We start from the raw sequence: 16180 nt of genomic DNA on the forward strand, positions 1-16180 counted from the left end.
CGTCCCATGTCCGCCGTCACATTGACCCCTCGCGCCCTGTATGAAGAAGTTGCCGAACTGCTTCGGCAACGCATTTTTGCGGCCGAGTTAGAGCCAGGCAGCTGGATTGACGAAATGCGCTTGGCTGAGGAGTACGGCATCAGCCGCACCCCCATGCGCGAGGCTCTGAAGGTGCTCGCCGCCGAAGGCTTGGTCACCATGAAGGTGCGACGCGGTGCCTATGTGACCGAGGTCAACGAAAAAGACCAGCGGGATGTGTACCACCTGCTCGCTTTGCTGGAGTCTGATGCCGCAGGTGTCGTGGCCAAACAGGCAACGCCGGAACAACTGAAAGACTTGCAAGCCCTACACGCTGAGCTGACTGCCGCAGTGACAGACCGCGAGAAGTTTTTTGAAATCAACGAGCGCTTTCACATGCGTTTGCTTGAGATTGCCAACAACCGTTGGCGCGATCAAATGGTGGGCGACTTGCGCAAAGTGATGAAGCTCAACCGCCACAACTCCTTGTTCAAGAGCGGGCGTCTCGAAGAGTCGCTCAAAGAACACCAAGCCATCATGGATGCGTTGATGGCACGTGACGCCGCACTGAGCGTGCAGCGCATGAATGAGCACTTTGCCAACGGCTTAGAAGCCGCGAGCTAAATCTTTTTCAGCAGAACAGCTCTCGGGTTGCGCAAACCCATCACACTTCGGCTGGTTTTTCTGCACCGCGAGCCAAGGCCTCACGGGCGATCTTCATCACTTCACGCGGGGGTAATGGCTTGAGTTTGTGATTGCTCCAAGTCTGTCGCCACAAACGCGCACCGCGCTGGCCGTGGAACAAGCCCAGCATGTGACGCGCAATCGGGTACCAAGGGCAACCGTCTTCGGCGTGGGCACGCTCCATATACGCCACCATCGCCTCCTCCACCGCTTCGCGGCTTGGGATGTCGTGCGGGTCGTTGTAAAACTCGGCGTCCCACGTCGTCATGAGCCACGGGCGGTAATAGGCTTCGCGCCCTAGCATCACACCATCGACGTGCTGCAAATGCTCGGTCATTTGCGCATTGGTGGTGATGCCACCGTTGATGGCAATCACCAAATCGGGAAAGTCTTTTTTCAGCTGATAGCCCAGCTCGTATCGCAGCGGCGGAATTTCGCGGTTTTCTTTGGGGCTGAGGCCATCGAGCCACGCGTTGCGCGCATGGACGATGAACACCTTGCAACCCGCATCGCTGACAGTGCCCACAAAGTCCCGCACAAAGTCGTAACTTTCGATGCGGTCAATGCCAATGCGGTGCTTCACCGTCACCGGAATGCTCACCACATCCATCATGGCTTTCACGCCATCGGCCACGGTGTGTGGCTCGTTCATCAAACACGCACCGAACGCGCCGCGCTGCACACGGTCAGACGGGCAACCGCAGTTGAGGTTGATTTCGTTGTAACCCCATTGCTCGCCTAGCTTGGCGCCGTGCGCCAAATCAGCCGCGTCACTACCACCTAACTGCAAAGCCACCGGATGCTCCTCGGCGTTGAAACGCAAATGGCGTTGCACATCGCCATGACGCAGCGCACCGGTGGTGACCATCTCGGTGTAGAGCAAGGTGTTGCGACTGAGCAAACGATGGAAATAGCGGCAGTGGCGATCTGTCCAGTCCATCATGGGGGCGACGGACGTGCGCCAAAGCGAGGCATCGGGAAAATTCATGGCGCAATTATCCCGTGCCACCCTTTTCAAATTGGGCAACAATGGCGCTGTACTTAAAAATATTTAGTTCAAGGTGTGAATGATGGATAACCCAACCCTCTGGTTGATCGTCGCAGGCGTGCTCGTGATGGCTGAGCTACTGACCGGCACGTTTTACTTGCTCATGCTCTCGCTAGGCGCCACAGCCGCTGCGCTGACAGCGTATGCAGATGGCACGCTCACATGGCAAATCGTGACAGCAGCCCTCGTGGGAGGCGGCGCTACCGTCTTGTGGCACTTGAAAAAACCACTCAGCAATGACACCCAAGACAGCAATGTGCATCTCGACATTGGCGAAACGGTCACGGTCGATGCTTGGGATGCGCAAGGCCATACCCAAGTCAAACACCGCGGTGCGCAATGGGCTGCTGTATGTGCCGATGACAACACCCCCGCGCCAGGCTTGCACCGCATCTGCGAAATGCAAGGCAATCGCTTGGTGCTACAAAAAATTTAACTGCTCTCAAAGGTCAACGCATGGAAATCGCAATTCTCTTTTTAGCCATCGCTGTTTTGTTCATCGTCAAAACGGTCAAAGTCGTGCCCCAACAAAACGCTTGGGTGGTCGAGCGTTTGGGCAAGTACCACGCCAGCCTCACACCGGGCCTGAACTTTGTCGTGCCTTTCATTGACAACGTGATTCAAAAGCACAGTCTCAAAGAAATTCCGCTCGATGTGCCAAGCCAAATTTGCATCACGCGCGACAACACGCAACTGCAAGTCGACGGCATTTTGTATTTCCAAGTGACCGATCCTCGCTTGGCCAGCTATGGCTCGTCCAACTACATCATGGCCGTGACGCAGCTCGCTCAAACCAGCTTGCGCAGCGTGATTGGCAAGTTGGAACTCGACAAGACCTTTGAAGAGCGTGACATCATCAATGCGCAAGTTGTGGCGGCCATCGACGAAGCGGCGTTGAACTGGGGCGTGAAAGTGTTGCGCTACGAAATCAAAGACCTGACACCGCCGAAAGAAATCTTGCATGCCATGCAATCGCAAATCACGGCTGAGCGTGAAAAGCGTGCGCTGATCGCTGCCTCAGAAGGCCGTCGTCAAGAACAAATCAACATCGCCACAGGTGAGCGCGAAGCCTTCATTGCGCGCTCCGAAGGTGAAAAGCAAGCGGCCATCAACAAGGCGCAAGGTGAAGCCGCTTCCATCACCGCCGTGGCCGATGCCACGGCGCAAGCGATTGAACGCATTGCCGCTTCCATTCGCCAACCCGGTGGCGAACAAGCGGTACAACTCAAAGTCGCAGAGCAAGCCGTGCAGGCTTATGCCAAAGTGGCGTCTGACGCCAAGACCACACTCATCGTGCCAAGCAACATGACAGAGGTCTCAGGCCTCATTGCCTCCGCCATGCAGATGGTCAACACAGGCAAGTCGGCGTCTTAATCTTTCGCCGCCAAGGCCACGCGGATGGACTGCGTGGCCACCTCTTCGAGCCAGCCCATGTCCATGTGCTGATGCGCTTCGCAAATGAACCATGGCTCGCGTGAGTCGGGTTCAAGCATCACACCACGTGCAATCAATTCCCACGCAAACTTGCGATAAAGCTCGCTGTTGGTTACACGCCAATCACGGTAGTTGGTGGGCACGGTGGCGCTGAAGTGAATGCCAAACATCGCAGGCGGGCCTGCAAAGGCATGCTCAAGGCCTGCCGCTGTGAACACACGGCCCAGCACTGCTTGAATTTGTTCACCCGCATGGTTGATGGTTTGCTGCGCGTTGGTCTCGGTCAAAATTTTGAGTGTGGCGTGTGCGGCACTGAGCGCGACCAAGTTGGCCGTATACGTGCCGCCATGCACCACACCGCCTGGGTGAGAGCCCACCACATCCATCACATGCGCTTTGCCGCCAAATGCAGCAACAGGGTAGCCGTTGCCCATGGCTTTGGCGTAGGTGGTGAGGTCGGCATGAATGCCGTACAACTCTTGCGCCCCGCCCTTCGCGACGCGAAAGCCAGACTTCACCTCATCAATGATGAGCACCGTACCGTGCTGTGTGCACAGGTCACGCAAACGCTGCAACCATTCTTGGCTGGCGGCCACGCTGCCTGCATTGCCAATGATGGGCTCAATCACCACACAGGCCAAGGTGTCGCCTTGCGTGGCAAACAAGTTTTCTAAGGCTTCAAAATCGTTATGGCTGATGATGCTCAACAACTCGCGGCTGCGCTCTGGAATACCACCACCGAAGGGAATCACCTTGGGTGCCACCTTGCTGCCCGGCTGCCAATGCTCGATGTCGGACTTCCACATCATCTCGTCGTACAAGCCGTGGAACGAGCCTTCTACGATCGCCACGCGGTCGCGTTGGGTGAAGCCGCGCGCGGTGCGCACTGCGCCCATCACCGCCTCGGTACCCGAATTGGCAAAGCGCATCTTGTCAATGTTGGGGCACATGCCTTTGATTTGCTTGACCACGGTGGTGTCGAGCTCGGTCGAGAAGCCCGAGAGCGTGCCACGCTGCGTGATTTGTTCAATCACCGCGTTGTCCACGCGTTCGTCGCGGTAGCCCAAGATGATGGGACCGTAGCCTAAGCGAAAGTCCACATAGGTTTTGCCGTCCACATCGGTGAGCGTGCAGCCTTTGGCGCTGGCGATGAACACGGTGTCCTTCTCGCCCCAATAGCGGTAGTTCTCTGCCACGCCTTGCGGCATGTGCAAATGGGCTTCGGCCAGTAAACGCGATTGGTGTGTCATGGTCGCAGCATGTGTCCGACACGCTCTTCTAAAAGTTTCACCACATGCAGCTCAGCCGCATCTGGTCCGTAGGTGGCCATGGCTTGTTGGAACAACTGTTGCGCCATACCACCCATGGGCAAATCGTAGCCCTGTGATTTGGCAATGCCGTTGATCAGGCCTAAATCTTTGCAGCACAAAGCCAGCGAAAAGCTTGGATCGTAGTGACCTGCAAATATGGATGGCACATCGTGCTCGGCCACCCAGCTGTTGCCCGCGCTTGACTTGATCGCCTCCCACACGGTGTGCAGCGGAATGCCAGCCTTGGCGCCCAGCATCAAACCTTCACCAATCGCAGCAGCACTGACAAACCACAACAAGTTGGTGAGCAGCTTGATGGTCGCGCCATTGCCTGGTTCGCCCACGTGAAAGATTTTTTCGCCAATGACCTCAAAGATGGGTTTGTATTTTTCAAAACAGGCTTTGTCGCCCCCCACAAAAATGGAGAGCCGCCCTAAGGCGGCCATGTCCACCGCGTTGGTCACAGGTGCTTCTAAAAAATCAACGTTTTTGGTTTGAGCCAAAGCAACCAGCTCACGCACCAACTCCACGGCGCTGGTCGATGTGTCGATCACGCAAGCACCAGGCTTGACATGCGCCAACACGCCCTGCTCACCCAACATCACCTCGCGCACTTGTACAGGCCCAGGCAAGGATGCCATCACCACATCTGCGTTGGCAGCGCCTTCGGCCAAGCTGTTGACCCAAGTGGCACCGAGGGCGAGCAGGTTGTCGGCTTTCGCACGAGACACATCAAAGACTGTGACGGTGTAACCCGCCTTCACCAAATTGGCGGCCATGGGATTGCCCATATTGCCAACACCGATGAAGAAAAGGCTTGGTTTTGCAGTTGGCATCATTTCACTTTCTTGAACTGCAAAAACAGTTGATTGCGGTCTTTTTCAGGCACGTACTCAAATCCATAGGTCCCCATCAAGGCCTGCGCCTCCGCAAAGGTGTAGGTGCGGTAGTGGACTGTCTGATCCATGACTTTGTGATCCCCATCTTTGAGGTAGTAGTGTTTGGTAAAGCCGATGTCTGTGGGATCAATTTTTTGTGAATACTTCATCCCGTTTGAAATCACAGTCTCGTAGTCGTGGTGAGGCCCTTGAATACCCAACAACAAGGTGCCGCCTACAGCAATGTGCTTGGCTAAATGTTCAAAACCCAAGTGGTTGGCTTGCTCGTCTGCAATGTGGCTGACCAAGAACGGCTCTTTGTCACCATCAATCACGAAATACCAAACGCCACCGTAAGAGAAAGCCAGCTCATGCTTCTCATTCAATGACAACTCGGTGATGTTTTGCTGCGAAAGCGACACCGTCGAAAACGGAGCCAAGCGTTTTTTTGCGATCGACAACATGGGCGCTGTCAAATCGATTCCAGTGATAGGCAACTGAGGTTGGCGCTTGGCCAACTCTTCCAGAATCAACCCTGTACCGCAGCCAATTTCTAAAACATTACGTTGGGGATGATGTGAGACAAGGCTGTCCACAATCTTTTTGTAATCGTAGTAGCCCGAGGTCATGATGACGTCGTAGTAACCAGCCATGTTTGTGTAGTCACCCATCGCAGCCTCCAGCAAATTTGCCGTTTTATTATTTAATTTGGCGACTTTAACAAAGATGATTAACGGGTTAACACTTACACCACATGGCTAATGAAAAAGCCGCAGACTGAGCTGCGGCTTTCGTGGATTTTGCGAAGCGCCTGGGGCGCAATGCATCAGCCCATGTGCAAACCACCGTTCACAGCAAAGTCAGCACCGGTGGTGTAGCCACCGTCTTCGCTGGCCATCCAAGCAATGATGGACGCGATTTCGGCAGGCTTGCCCAAACGCTTGACGGGCACGGTGGCCACGATTTTTTCCAACACATCAGGACGGATGGCGTTGACCATGTCGGTGCCGATGTAGCCAGGCGACACGGTGTTGACCGTCACGCCTTTGGTAGCCAGCTCTTGGGCCAAAGCCATCGAGAAGCCGTGCATACCTGCTTTGGCAGCAGAGTAGTTGGTTTGACCGGCTTGGCCTTTTTCACCGTTCACCGAAGAGATGTTGATGATGCGGCCCCAGCCACGCTCGACCATGTCGGGCACCACTTGCTTGGTCACGTTGAACATGGAGTCAAGGTTGGTGCTCATCACTGCATCCCAGTCTTCCTTGGTCATCTTCAAGAACATGCGGTCTTTGGTGATGCCAGCGTTGTTCACCAACACATCGATCGGGCCGTGCTCGGCTTTGGCCTTAGCGAAAGCCTCCACAGTGGAATCCCACTCGGCCACGTTACCGACCGATGCGTAGAAGGTATAGCCCAAAGCTTTTTGCTCGTCGAGCCATTTGTTGAAGTCACGTGTTGGGCCGCAACCTGCGATGACTTTGAAACCCTCTTTGTGCAAGCGTTGGCAAATGGCGGTTCCGATACCACCCATACCACCTGTGACGTAAGCTACTTTTTGACTCATGTTTTGTCTCCTGTTTTATGAGTTATGAATTGAAATTTAAATTTGAATCGGCTTAACGCTCAAGCGCCAATGACACGCCCATGCCACCACCGATACACAAAGCGGCCAAGCCCTTCTTGGCGTTGGTGCGTTGCATTTCGTGCAGCAAAGTCACCAAGATGCGGCAGCCGGATGCGCCAATAGGGTGGCCAATTGCAATCGCGCCCCCGTTGACGTTGACTTTGGCTGGATCAATGTCTAATTGCTGATTCACCGCACATGCTTGCGCTGCAAAAGCTTCGTTGAGTTCGAACAGGTCCACATCTGAGGCTTTCCAGCCTGCACGCTCCAACGCTTTACGTGAAGCAGACACGGGGCCCATGCCCATGATTTTGGGGTCCAAACCGCTGGTGCCAAATGCGGCAATGCGTGCTAATGGTGTGAGGCCCAATGCAGCAGCCTTCTTGGCAGTCATCACCACCACAGCGGCAGCGCCGTCGTTGATGCCGGATGCGTTACCCGCAGTCACAGAACCCGCTTTGTCAAAAGCGGGACGCAAGCCAGCCAAAGCATCGGCAGTGGTTTTCTTGTTGATGTATTCGTCGGCGTTGAACTCGATCGGATCACCCTTGCGTTGTGGGATATGCACTGAAACGATTTCGTCTTTGAACTTACCAGCCTCTTGCGCAGCCGTTGCTTTTTGCTGACTGGCCAGCGCCAATGCATCTTGCATGTCGCGAGTGATGTTGAATTCTTTAGCCACGTTTTCAGCCGTGATGCCCATGTGGTACTGGTTGTACACATCCCACAAGCCGTCCACGATCATGGTGTCAACCATATTCCAGTTGCCCATGCGTTGACCATCGCGTGAACCCATCAGCACATGGCCAGAGGCGCTCATGTTTTCTTGGCCACCGGCCACCACAATCTCGCTGTCACCATACGCCACTGCTTGTGCGGCCAACATGACCGACTTCAAGCCCGAGCCACACACCGCATTGATGGTGAGCGCTGGCACGGCGTTGGGAATACCCGACTTCATCAAAGCTTGACGTGCGGGGTTTTGACCAGCACCTGCAGCCAACACTTGGCCCATGATGACTTCACCCACTTGGGAAGGATCTACTTTGGCACGTGCCAGAGCTTCACGAATGACGATGGAGCCCAGCTCTGTGGCGGCAATTTTGGCGAGCGAACCACCAAACTTACCTACGGCTGTGCGTGCTGCAGAAACGATGACGATATCTTCCATTTGTTCTATCTCCCTAGAAAATCTTTAAATCAGTTGCTGGCGCGCGCTTTGACGTAACGGCCAGGTGCTGGCTCAATGGCTTTGTACTTGCCTTTGCCATACGTCTTTGGCGCTGCAATTTGTTTACCTGCGTGGGTCTTGAGCCAAGTCGACCAATCGGTCCACCAACTGCCTGGATGCTCTTTGGACTTGGCAATCCACTGCTCAGCATCTTTGGGGAAGTTGGTGTCGCTGCCTGTCCAGTAGCAACGCTTTTTTGCCGCGGGTGGATTGATCACACCCGCAATGTGGCCCGAAGCCCCCATGACGAAACGCTTCTTTCCTGGGAACACATGTGTGCTGGCGTAGGCACCGCCAATCGGCACGATGTGGTCTTCACGCGAGCCATAGATGTAGATGGGCATGTCCACCTTACGCAAGTCAATCTTCTCACCGCACACCGTGGCTTTGCCAGGTTTGATGAGGTTGTTCTCTAAATAGGTGTTACGCAAGTACCAGGCATACATGGGGCCAGGCAAATTGGTGGAGTCACTGTTCCAGTACAACAAGTCAAACGGTGGTGGCGTTTCGCCTTTGAGGTAGTTGCCCACCACGTAGTTCCACACCAAATCGTTGGGACGCAAGAAGCTGAAGGTGGACGCCATGTCCTTGCCCTTCATCAATCCGCCCTCAGCAAACTGACCTTCACGGAACTTCACAAAGTTCTCATCAATGAACACATCCAAGATGCCGGTATCGGTGAAGTCAATCAAGGTGGTCAACAAAGTCGCACTGGCTACTGGTTTTTCACCGCGTGCAGCCAAGACGGCCAACGCGTTAGAGAGGATGGTGCCCCCCACACAAAAACCCAGTGCATTGATTTGTTTAGAACCACCAATTTCTTGCACCACCTTGATGGCTTGAATTGCGACATCTTCCACGTAGTTGTCCCATGTGGTGTTGCGCATGCTTTCGTCAGGATTGCGCCAGCTAACCACAAACGTGCGATGGCCTTGTGCCACGGCGTAACGAATGAAAGAATTTTCTGGTTGCAAGTCCAAGATATAGAACTTGTTGATGCACGGCGGCACAAACAAGAATGGTCGCTCATACACCTTGGCCGTGAGCGGTTTGTATTCGAGCAATTGGAAGAACTCGTTTTCAAACACCACTTTGCCTTCGGTGGTGGCTACGTTTTTGCCAACCTCAAACAGGCTCTCATCGGTCATAGACACATGGCCCTGCTGCATGTCGTGCAACAAGTTTTTAATGCCCTTAGAAATGCTCTCGCCTTTGGTCTCGATTGCTTTTTGTTGTGCTTCAGCATTCAATGCCAAAAAGTTGCTAGGGGCAGAAGCCGCAGCCCACTGTTCAACGGCGAACTGGATACGCGCCTTGGTTTTGGCATCGGTCTCAGCGGCATCCGTAAGCGCCATCATGGTGCGGGTGTTGAGCAGGTAAGCCGCTGCAGTGAATGCAGCCATAGGGTTGTGCGCCCAGGCTTCACCTTTGAAGCGCCGATCTTTCACTTCAGGCTTGCCCTGCAAGCTCTGATTCCAAAGCTCAGTGGCTTCGGCCATGTACTGCTTTTGTAAAGCTTCAAGTTTTTCAGGAGAAAAGCTCAGTGCGGGTGTTTTGGCATCGCTACCACCGAGTGTCTGAAATGAGGCCAAGGCTTTGAGCCAGCTATCCCCGAGGCTCTTGAGGGCCGCATTCTGATCCATCACTATCTCCTATACAGTCGCTGTTGTCTTTGACATGTCACCAGTATGTCAGTGAATTACCTTCGAATTTCTGACAGATATCAAACTTGAGAGAAAACCCCTAGATGTATTTGGTCTTGATCGCTTGGATTTACGTGGCTTTCATGATGGCAATCGCCGAAGCAACAAGCCCCGTGGGCTCTTTGCTCGGCGCAGCCTTTACTTTTCTACTCTACGGGGTGTTGCCCATGAGCGTGGTGGGCTACATCATGGGCACACCTGCGAGACGCCGTGCCATCAAGGCCAAAGAAGCTGCAGAGCGCAAACAAGCGCTTGCGGCAAACGGTATACAAAACAACAACGATGATGTTGAATCAGTTGCGCCAAATACATACCGCGAAGCGCCCAGTCATCCCGTCACGCCTGAACGAAAAGAGCCTTGAGCGTTGCGTGACCGTGCACCACTCGGGCGTGCTGTCGTTGCCCGACACCGAGTGAACACCTAAGGCTTGCAAACGCCATCGTGCCAAACCGGCAAGGTCTGCCAACCACTTCTGCGCATGCGTGGGATGCGGTTTAAAGCAACGTTCAGCGACTGACGCATCGCCTTGTTCAGTGAAAGCCACGCGGACATCTTCACCCACTTCAAACGCATCTGCGCCGATGCATGGCCCAAGCCAGACACGCACTTGCGATGGGCCGATACCGGCTTTCTCACACATCGCTTGCACGGTCTGCTCAACCACACCCGCTGCTAAACCACGCCAACCCGCGTGTGCCGCAGCAACAACTTGACCCGCGTCATCAGTGAACAACAAGGGTAAACAATCAGCCACCATGATGGTGCACGCCACGCGCGGCTCTTGCGTGAGACATGCATCGGCCTTGGTGCCATCGGGTGTAGCGGCATTGAGTTGAACCACCTCCACACCATGCACTTGGCTGAGAAACACAGGCCGTGCACCATTCAACTGAGATGCCAGTAGCGCGCGATTTTTAGCCACCGCATGCGCCTCGTCTTGCACATGGTCGCCCAGATTGAAGCCATCAAACGGCGCATGCGACACGCCGCCCACTCGCGTGGTACACAGCGCTTGCACGCCAACAGGCAATGCCCATTGCATGGGCCAAAACAAAGGCGTTGCAGGGGTGTGGGATGTGTGACTCATAAGTGCCAAAGGATATCCCGAACGCGACGGTGCACCGAGCGCAGTGACGGTAGACTTGTGACAAGTTTTAACTCAACACATCCATCATGATTCTCGAACTCGTCGACATCCGCATTCAACCTGGCCAACAAGCTGCATTCGATGAAGCCATTCAACGTGGCGTAGAAACCGTTATTGCTAAAGCCAAAGGTTTTCAAGGCTTCAAAATCAACCGCGGAATCGAGTCACCCGAGCGCTATGTGTTACAAATTTTCTGGACCACGCTCGAGAACCACACTGTTGACTTCCGTGAATCTCCTGCCTTTGGCGAATGGCGCGCTATCGTGGGCCCCTTCTTTGCACAGCCGCCCATGGTGGAACACTTTGAACTGGTGAGTAAATCCGCATGAACTACACATTCGAACCTACCCCCGTTGTGTCCGTGCCCGTAGTGGGCAAAACAGAACGTTTCCCTGTGCACCGCATTTACTGCGTGGGCCGCAACTACGAAGAACACGCCAAAGAAATGGGCTTCACAGGCCGTGAACCGCCTTTCTTTTTCATGAAGCCTGCAGACGCTGTGTTGGTGGTCAATGCGGGTGAAACGGGTGACATGCCCTACCCCAGTCTCACCAAAAATTTGCATCACGAAATTGAGTTGGTGGTTGCCATTGGCAAAGGTGGCAAGAACATCAAAGCAGCAGATGCTATGAGCCACATTTACGGTTACGCCGTGGGCCTAGACATGACACGCCGCGACTTGCAAAACGACATGAAAAAGCAAGGTCGCCCTTGGTGCATTGGTAAAGGCTTTGATCACAGCGCGCCCATTGGCCCCATCACACCAGCAACACACGCGGGCGACGTGGCCAACGCCGAAATTTATGTGCAAGTCAACGGCCAAGACCGCCAACGCAGCAACACCAACCAACTCATTTGGAACATCGCTGAAACGATTGAACATTTGTCGGCTGCTTGGGAGTTGCAACCCGGCGATTTGATTTACACCGGCACGCCCGAAGGCGTGAGTGCAGTGGTGACAGGCGACACACTGGTGGGTGCAGTAACCGGCCTGGGTGAACTCAAAGTTCGCTTGGTTTAAACCACATGCTGCACCGCCCACTCATCCAACATTGCAAAGCTTGCGGCAGCGCGGTGACCTATCGCCTGCCTGACGATGGCGACACGCGTGAACGTGCGGTGTGCAACGCTTGCCACACCATCCATTACGAGAACCCGCTCAACGTGGTGGGCACCGTGCCAGTATGGGGTGACAAAGTGTTGCTGTGCAAGCGCAACATCGAACCACGCTTTGGCAAATGGACGCTACCGGCCGGCTTCATGGAGCTTAACGAAACCGTAGCGCAAGGCGCAGCGCGCGAGACCGTTGAAGAAGCTGGTGCGCAGTTTGAGATGCAAGACTTGTTCACACTGATGAACGTCACACGCGTGGGCCAAGTGCATTTCTTTTACCGTGCTCAGCTCACCAGCGACCAATTCAACCCAGGCCACGAAACGCAAGAGGCCCGTTTATTTGCAGAGCATGAAATACCTTGGGATGAAATTGCATTTCGAACCGTCAAAGAAACTTTGCTGCACTACTTTGCAGATGCAAAGAAGGGCAAGTTTGAGCTTCACCATGTCGATATTGTTTGAAGTCTTAACAGTCGAAAAAGACAAAAGGGTTAGCAACTTGCGTTGCTAACCCTTCATCATTTTTGGTCGGTGTGAAAGGATTCGAACCTTCGACCCCTTGCACCCCATGCAAGTGCGCTACCAGGCTGCGCCACACACCGAATCAGACGGAAATTATAACGCCTGTCAGTGGCGCTCTGAGAGCAGATCTCGAATTTGTGTGAGTTCTTTTCGCAAAGCCTGAAGCGCTTCATCGTTGCTGCTCAAGCCCAATAGCGGCAATGCTTGCGCGTCGTCCGAATCCACATCTAAATCATCTTCAAACTCATCGTCATCGGGCAAATCGATATCGATCAATTCACCACCTGCACGGCGGCGCTCGCGCTCAGATTGGACCAACTCTTGCAGCTTATTACGCGCCCCTGTGATGGTGAAACCTTGGTCATACAAGAGGTCGCGAATTCGGCGAATCATCAGCACTTCGTGACGCTGGTAATAACGGCGATTGCCTCGGCGCTTCATGGGGCGCAGCTGCGTGAACTCTTGCTCCCAATAGCGCAGCACGTGCGGCTTGACGCCGCACAACTCGCTCACTTCACCAATGGTGAAGTAGCGTTTGGCTGGAATGGGAGGGAGGGATTTCTCCATGAAAATCAGTAGCTTGTAAACGGGACCGCAGAGGTTACACGAAGATTGCCTCATTCCTTATCCCGATTGACAGTTTTGGCAAAAAAAAGAGGCCAACTTGGCCTCTTTTTCAATCAGTTGTCAACTTTGGAATTACTGTCACCTTGAATTTGCTCCTTCAGCTTGTGACTGGCATGAAATGTCACCGCTCTTCGTGCTTGGATGGGTATCAACTCACCGGTTCGAGGATTACGCCCAGGCCTTGCTGCCTTGGTACGAATTTGAAAATTACCGAAACTTGAAATTTTCACATCCGTGCCATCGACCAAACTTTGTGCAATCAGATCGAAAAAAGCATCGATCATGTCTTTGGACTCGCGTTTGTTCAATCCAATTTGTTCAAACAACAAGTCGGCCAACTGCGCCTTGGTGAGCGCTGGCGTTTCTAAGCTTTCAAAAGACAGTTCCATACGGTTCTCTTTATCGTCTCAACATCAACTGCGCAAACGGGCAGCAACTTTGGCAGTCAGTTCAGCCAACACGGCTTGCACCACAGTTTCAATTTGTGCTTCGTTCAAGGTGGCTTCATCGCTGTTGAGCGTCAAGCGCACTGCCAAACTCTTTTCGTCCATCGCCATGGCTGCGCTTTCGGCTTTGGGGCGATACACGTCAAACAACACAGCACTGCGCAGCAAACCTTGAGTTTTAGCAGCGTACACCGCAGCCATCAATTGGGCGTGCGTGACGCTGTCTTTGACGATCACCGCAATATCGCGCTCGACGTTAGGGAACTTGGCGACCCCCGTGGACTTGGGTACTTCACGCTGCAACACGGCATCGAGCGAGAGTTCAAACATCACGGGCGCTTGGGCCAGTTCCCAGCTCTGACGCCAACGTGGATGCAATTCACCCACATGCCCCACGGGTTGGCCATTGACCAAGACCTTGGCGCAACGGCCAGGGTGCATGGCTGGGTGCTCAGCCGCTTCAAAAGTTGGTACAGCGGGCGCCAACAAAGCCTCCACATCGGCCTTCACGTCGAAGAAATCTGCGCCTTGTTCTTTGGTGCCCCATTGCAAAGGTGCAGCGCTTCCAAAAGCAATGCCCGCGACGTGCATGGGCTGATCAAAGCCTTGCACAGTGGTGTCAGTGTTTTGCACCGAGGCGTCTTTGTGAAACACGCGGCCAATTTCAAACACGCGCACGCGTGAGGCCTTGCGATCCACGTTGAACTTCACCACGTTGAGCAGCGAGCCCAACAAGGTAGAACGCATCACACTCATTTGGCTGGCAATGGGGTTGAGCAACTTGATGGGATTGGCATTACCTGCCAACTCTTGCTCCCAACGCTCATCCACAAAGCTGTAGTTGATGGTTTCTTGGTAGCCCAAGCCAGCCAACTGATGACGCAAAGCATGTGGGCTGCGCTGCGACTCAAGGCGCACGCTGGCCGTGATAGGTGCCAGAGGCGGTGTGGTGGGCAGGTTGTTGTAACCCACCATGCGTGCCACTTCTTCGATCAGGTCTTCTTCGATTTGCAAATCGAAACGGAACGATGGCGGTTGAACCGTCAAGGTCCCCTCACCTTCAGTCACAGGCAAGCCCAAACCACGTAAAGCCTCAGCCATGCGTTGTTGCGTGAGTGGCATGCCAATCACTTTCACAGCACGATCCACGCGCAATGTGACAGGCTTGGCAACAGGCATGTTCACACGGTGGTCGTCAATCGGGCCAACAGTAGTGTTGGGCGTACCGCAAATGTCAATCACCAGCTGCGTGATGCGCTCGATATGCTCCACGGTCAACTCTGGGTCGACACCACGCTCAAAGCGATGGCCAGCATCGGTGCTGAAGTTGAAGCGGCGAGAACGGCCTGCGATGGCCGTGGGCCACCAGAAGGCGGCTTCGATGTAAATGTTTTGCGTGTCGTCACTCACGGCGGTGGCATCGCCACCCATGATGCCAGCGAGTGATTCGACTTGATGTGCGTCTGCAATGACGCCCACTTTTTCGTCAACCGTGACGGTGTTGCCATTCAAGAGCTTGAGCTGCTCACCGGCTTTACCCCAACGCACTTCCAAGCCACCTTGAATTTTGTCGAGATCGAAGATGTGCGACGGACGACCCAACTCGAACATCACATAGTTGGAGATGTCGACCAAGGGACTCACGCTGCGTTGGCCGCAACGGGCCAAATGGTTCACCATCCATGCAGGCGTTTGCGCTTTGGTGTTCACACCACGCACGACACGGCCTGAGAAACGGCCACACAAATCGGGGGCGCTGACCTTGACGGGCAAGGTGTCTGAATTGGTCGCTGCAATCGTCGGGAATGTCGGTGCCTTCAACGGCGCGCCGGTGAGAGCCGACACTTCGCGGGCAATGCCGTAAACGCTCAAACAATGCGCCAAGTTGGGCGTGAGTTTGCAGGTGAACAAGGTGTCGTCGAGGTTCAAGTACTCGCGGATGTTCTGCCCCAAAGGTGCATCAGCTGGCAACTCAAGCAAGCCACCGTTGTCGTCGGCAATTTTGAGTTCTTTGGCTGAGCACAACATGCCTTGGCTTTCCACGCCGCGCAGCTTGCCCACTTTGATTTTGAAGGGCTTGCCGTCTTCGCCCGGTGGTAACTCTGCGCCCACGGTGGCGCATGGAATTTTGATGCCTACGCGTGCATTGGGTGCGCCGCACACGATGTTGAGCAACGCGCCCTGCCCCACATCCACTTGGCAAATGCGTAAGCGGTCAGCGTCTGGGTGCTGCACGGCTTCTTTGATTTCACCGACGACGATGCCTGTGAAAGGTGGTGCGACGGGTTGGAGTTCTTCCACTTCCAAACCAGCCATCGTCAACGTGTCGGCCAGTTCTTGGGTGGTGAGTGAGGGGTTGCAGAATTCGCGCAACCAGGATTCGGGGAATTGCAT

Annotated in this window: 18 protein-coding genes and 1 tRNA gene; 7 read left to right on the forward strand and 12 right to left on the reverse strand. The window is 54.4% G+C overall.

Features of this window, described 5'->3' with window-relative positions:
- The first annotated feature begins 6 nt into the window (after positions 1-6).
- Positions 7-642 (forward strand): GntR family transcriptional regulator, encoded by a 636-nt coding sequence (locus tag QMG27_RS07780; RefSeq protein WP_281810499.1) that lies wholly within the window; start codon positions 7-9, stop codon positions 640-642.
- A gap of 40 nt (positions 643-682) precedes the next feature.
- Here the strand turns inward: QMG27_RS07780 and dusA are convergent, their stop codons facing one another.
- A complete protein-coding gene (dusA, locus tag QMG27_RS07785) occupies positions 683-1690 on the reverse strand; it encodes a tRNA dihydrouridine(20/20a) synthase DusA (RefSeq protein WP_281810500.1) in 1008 nt (335 codons plus the stop codon).
- Between the two features lie 82 nt (positions 1691-1772).
- Between dusA and QMG27_RS07790 the strand changes: the two genes are divergently transcribed.
- On the forward strand, positions 1773-2186 hold the full coding sequence (locus QMG27_RS07790) for an NfeD family protein (RefSeq protein ID WP_281810501.1): 414 nt from the start codon (positions 1773-1775) through the stop codon (positions 2184-2186).
- A gap of 20 nt (positions 2187-2206) precedes the next feature.
- Complete coding sequence (locus QMG27_RS07795) at positions 2207-3124, forward strand: SPFH domain-containing protein (RefSeq protein WP_281810502.1); 918 nt, start codon at positions 2207-2209, stop codon at positions 3122-3124.
- Here the strand turns inward: QMG27_RS07795 and QMG27_RS07800 are convergent.
- The 6 genes from QMG27_RS07800 to phaC form a co-directional block, all read right to left on the reverse strand.
- On the reverse strand, positions 3121-4434 hold the full coding sequence (locus QMG27_RS07800) for an aspartate aminotransferase family protein (RefSeq protein ID WP_281810503.1): 1314 nt from the start codon (positions 4432-4434) through the stop codon (positions 3121-3123). The two genes, QMG27_RS07795 and QMG27_RS07800, sit on opposite strands and share 4 nt — an antisense overlap.
- The gene (locus tag QMG27_RS07805) at positions 4431-5333 is read right to left on the reverse strand and encodes an NAD(P)-dependent oxidoreductase (RefSeq protein ID WP_281810504.1); all 903 of its coding nucleotides are present in this window, start codon (positions 5331-5333) and stop codon (positions 4431-4433) included. Before QMG27_RS07805 ends, QMG27_RS07800 begins: the two co-directional genes overlap by 4 nt.
- Entirely contained in the window at positions 5330-6043 is a 714-nt protein-coding gene (locus QMG27_RS07810; protein ID WP_281810505.1) for a class I SAM-dependent methyltransferase, read from the reverse strand. Before QMG27_RS07810 ends, QMG27_RS07805 begins: the two co-directional genes overlap by 4 nt.
- Positions 6044-6198: 155 nt before the next feature.
- Positions 6199-6936, reverse strand: coding sequence for an acetoacetyl-CoA reductase (gene phbB, locus QMG27_RS07815; protein ID WP_281810506.1), 738 nt, complete (start codon positions 6934-6936; stop codon positions 6199-6201).
- Between the two features lie 52 nt (positions 6937-6988).
- Positions 6989-8167 (reverse strand): acetyl-CoA C-acetyltransferase, encoded by a 1179-nt coding sequence (locus tag QMG27_RS07820; protein ID WP_281810507.1) that lies wholly within the window; start codon positions 8165-8167, stop codon positions 6989-6991.
- Positions 8168-8196: 29 nt separating this feature from the next.
- Positions 8197-9870 carry a class I poly(R)-hydroxyalkanoic acid synthase gene (gene phaC / locus QMG27_RS07825; RefSeq protein ID WP_281810508.1) on the reverse strand — a complete coding sequence of 558 codons (1674 nt, stop codon included), beginning with the start codon at positions 9868-9870 and terminating at the stop codon, positions 8197-8199.
- 104 nt (positions 9871-9974) lie between these two features.
- On the opposite strand from phaC, the gene QMG27_RS07830 reads away from it, so the two are divergent.
- Positions 9975-10292: a hypothetical protein gene (locus QMG27_RS07830; RefSeq protein ID WP_281810509.1), complete on the forward strand. Its 318-nt coding sequence runs from the start codon at positions 9975-9977 to the stop codon at positions 10290-10292.
- Here the strand turns inward: QMG27_RS07830 and pgeF are convergent.
- Complete coding sequence (pgeF, locus tag QMG27_RS07835; protein WP_281810510.1) at positions 10224-11018, reverse strand: peptidoglycan editing factor PgeF; 795 nt, start codon at positions 11016-11018, stop codon at positions 10224-10226. The two genes, QMG27_RS07830 and pgeF, sit on opposite strands and share 69 nt — an antisense overlap.
- Before the next feature lie 86 nt (positions 11019-11104).
- On the opposite strand from pgeF, the gene QMG27_RS07840 reads away from it, so the two are divergent.
- Genes QMG27_RS07840 through QMG27_RS07850 form a run of 3 tightly spaced genes read left to right on the forward strand, consistent with a single transcriptional unit; the run spans position 11105 to position 12653 of the window.
- Positions 11105-11407 (forward strand): antibiotic biosynthesis monooxygenase family protein, encoded by a 303-nt coding sequence (locus tag QMG27_RS07840; RefSeq protein ID WP_281810511.1) that lies wholly within the window; start codon positions 11105-11107, stop codon positions 11405-11407.
- The gene (locus QMG27_RS07845; protein WP_281810512.1) at positions 11404-12099 is read left to right on the forward strand and encodes a fumarylacetoacetate hydrolase family protein; all 696 of its coding nucleotides are present in this window, start codon (positions 11404-11406) and stop codon (positions 12097-12099) included. Before QMG27_RS07840 ends, QMG27_RS07845 begins: the two co-directional genes overlap by 4 nt.
- Before the next feature lie 5 nt (positions 12100-12104).
- Positions 12105-12653, forward strand: a complete 549-nt coding sequence (locus tag QMG27_RS07850; RefSeq protein ID WP_281810513.1) for an NUDIX hydrolase — start codon at positions 12105-12107, stop codon at positions 12651-12653.
- Between the two features lie 63 nt (positions 12654-12716).
- Here the strand turns inward: QMG27_RS07850 and QMG27_RS07855 are convergent.
- The 4 genes from QMG27_RS07855 to pheT form a co-directional block, all read right to left on the reverse strand.
- A tRNA-Pro gene (locus QMG27_RS07855) sits at positions 12717-12793 on the reverse strand.
- A 25-nt stretch (positions 12794-12818) separates the two neighbouring features.
- The gene (locus tag QMG27_RS07860; protein WP_281810514.1) at positions 12819-13280 is read right to left on the reverse strand and encodes a MerR family transcriptional regulator; all 462 of its coding nucleotides are present in this window, start codon (positions 13278-13280) and stop codon (positions 12819-12821) included.
- A gap of 113 nt (positions 13281-13393) precedes the next feature.
- Positions 13394-13729 (reverse strand): integration host factor subunit alpha, encoded by a 336-nt coding sequence (locus QMG27_RS07865; RefSeq protein ID WP_281810515.1) that lies wholly within the window; start codon positions 13727-13729, stop codon positions 13394-13396.
- 24 nt (positions 13730-13753) lie between these two features.
- On the reverse strand, positions 13754-16180 hold the full coding sequence (pheT, locus tag QMG27_RS07870) for a phenylalanine--tRNA ligase subunit beta (RefSeq protein ID WP_281810516.1): 2427 nt from the start codon (positions 16178-16180) through the stop codon (positions 13754-13756).

The sequence above is a fragment of the Limnohabitans sp. MORI2 genome (assembly GCF_027925025.1).
In the GTDB taxonomy this organism is placed as follows: domain Bacteria; phylum Pseudomonadota; class Gammaproteobacteria; order Burkholderiales; family Burkholderiaceae_C; genus Limnohabitans.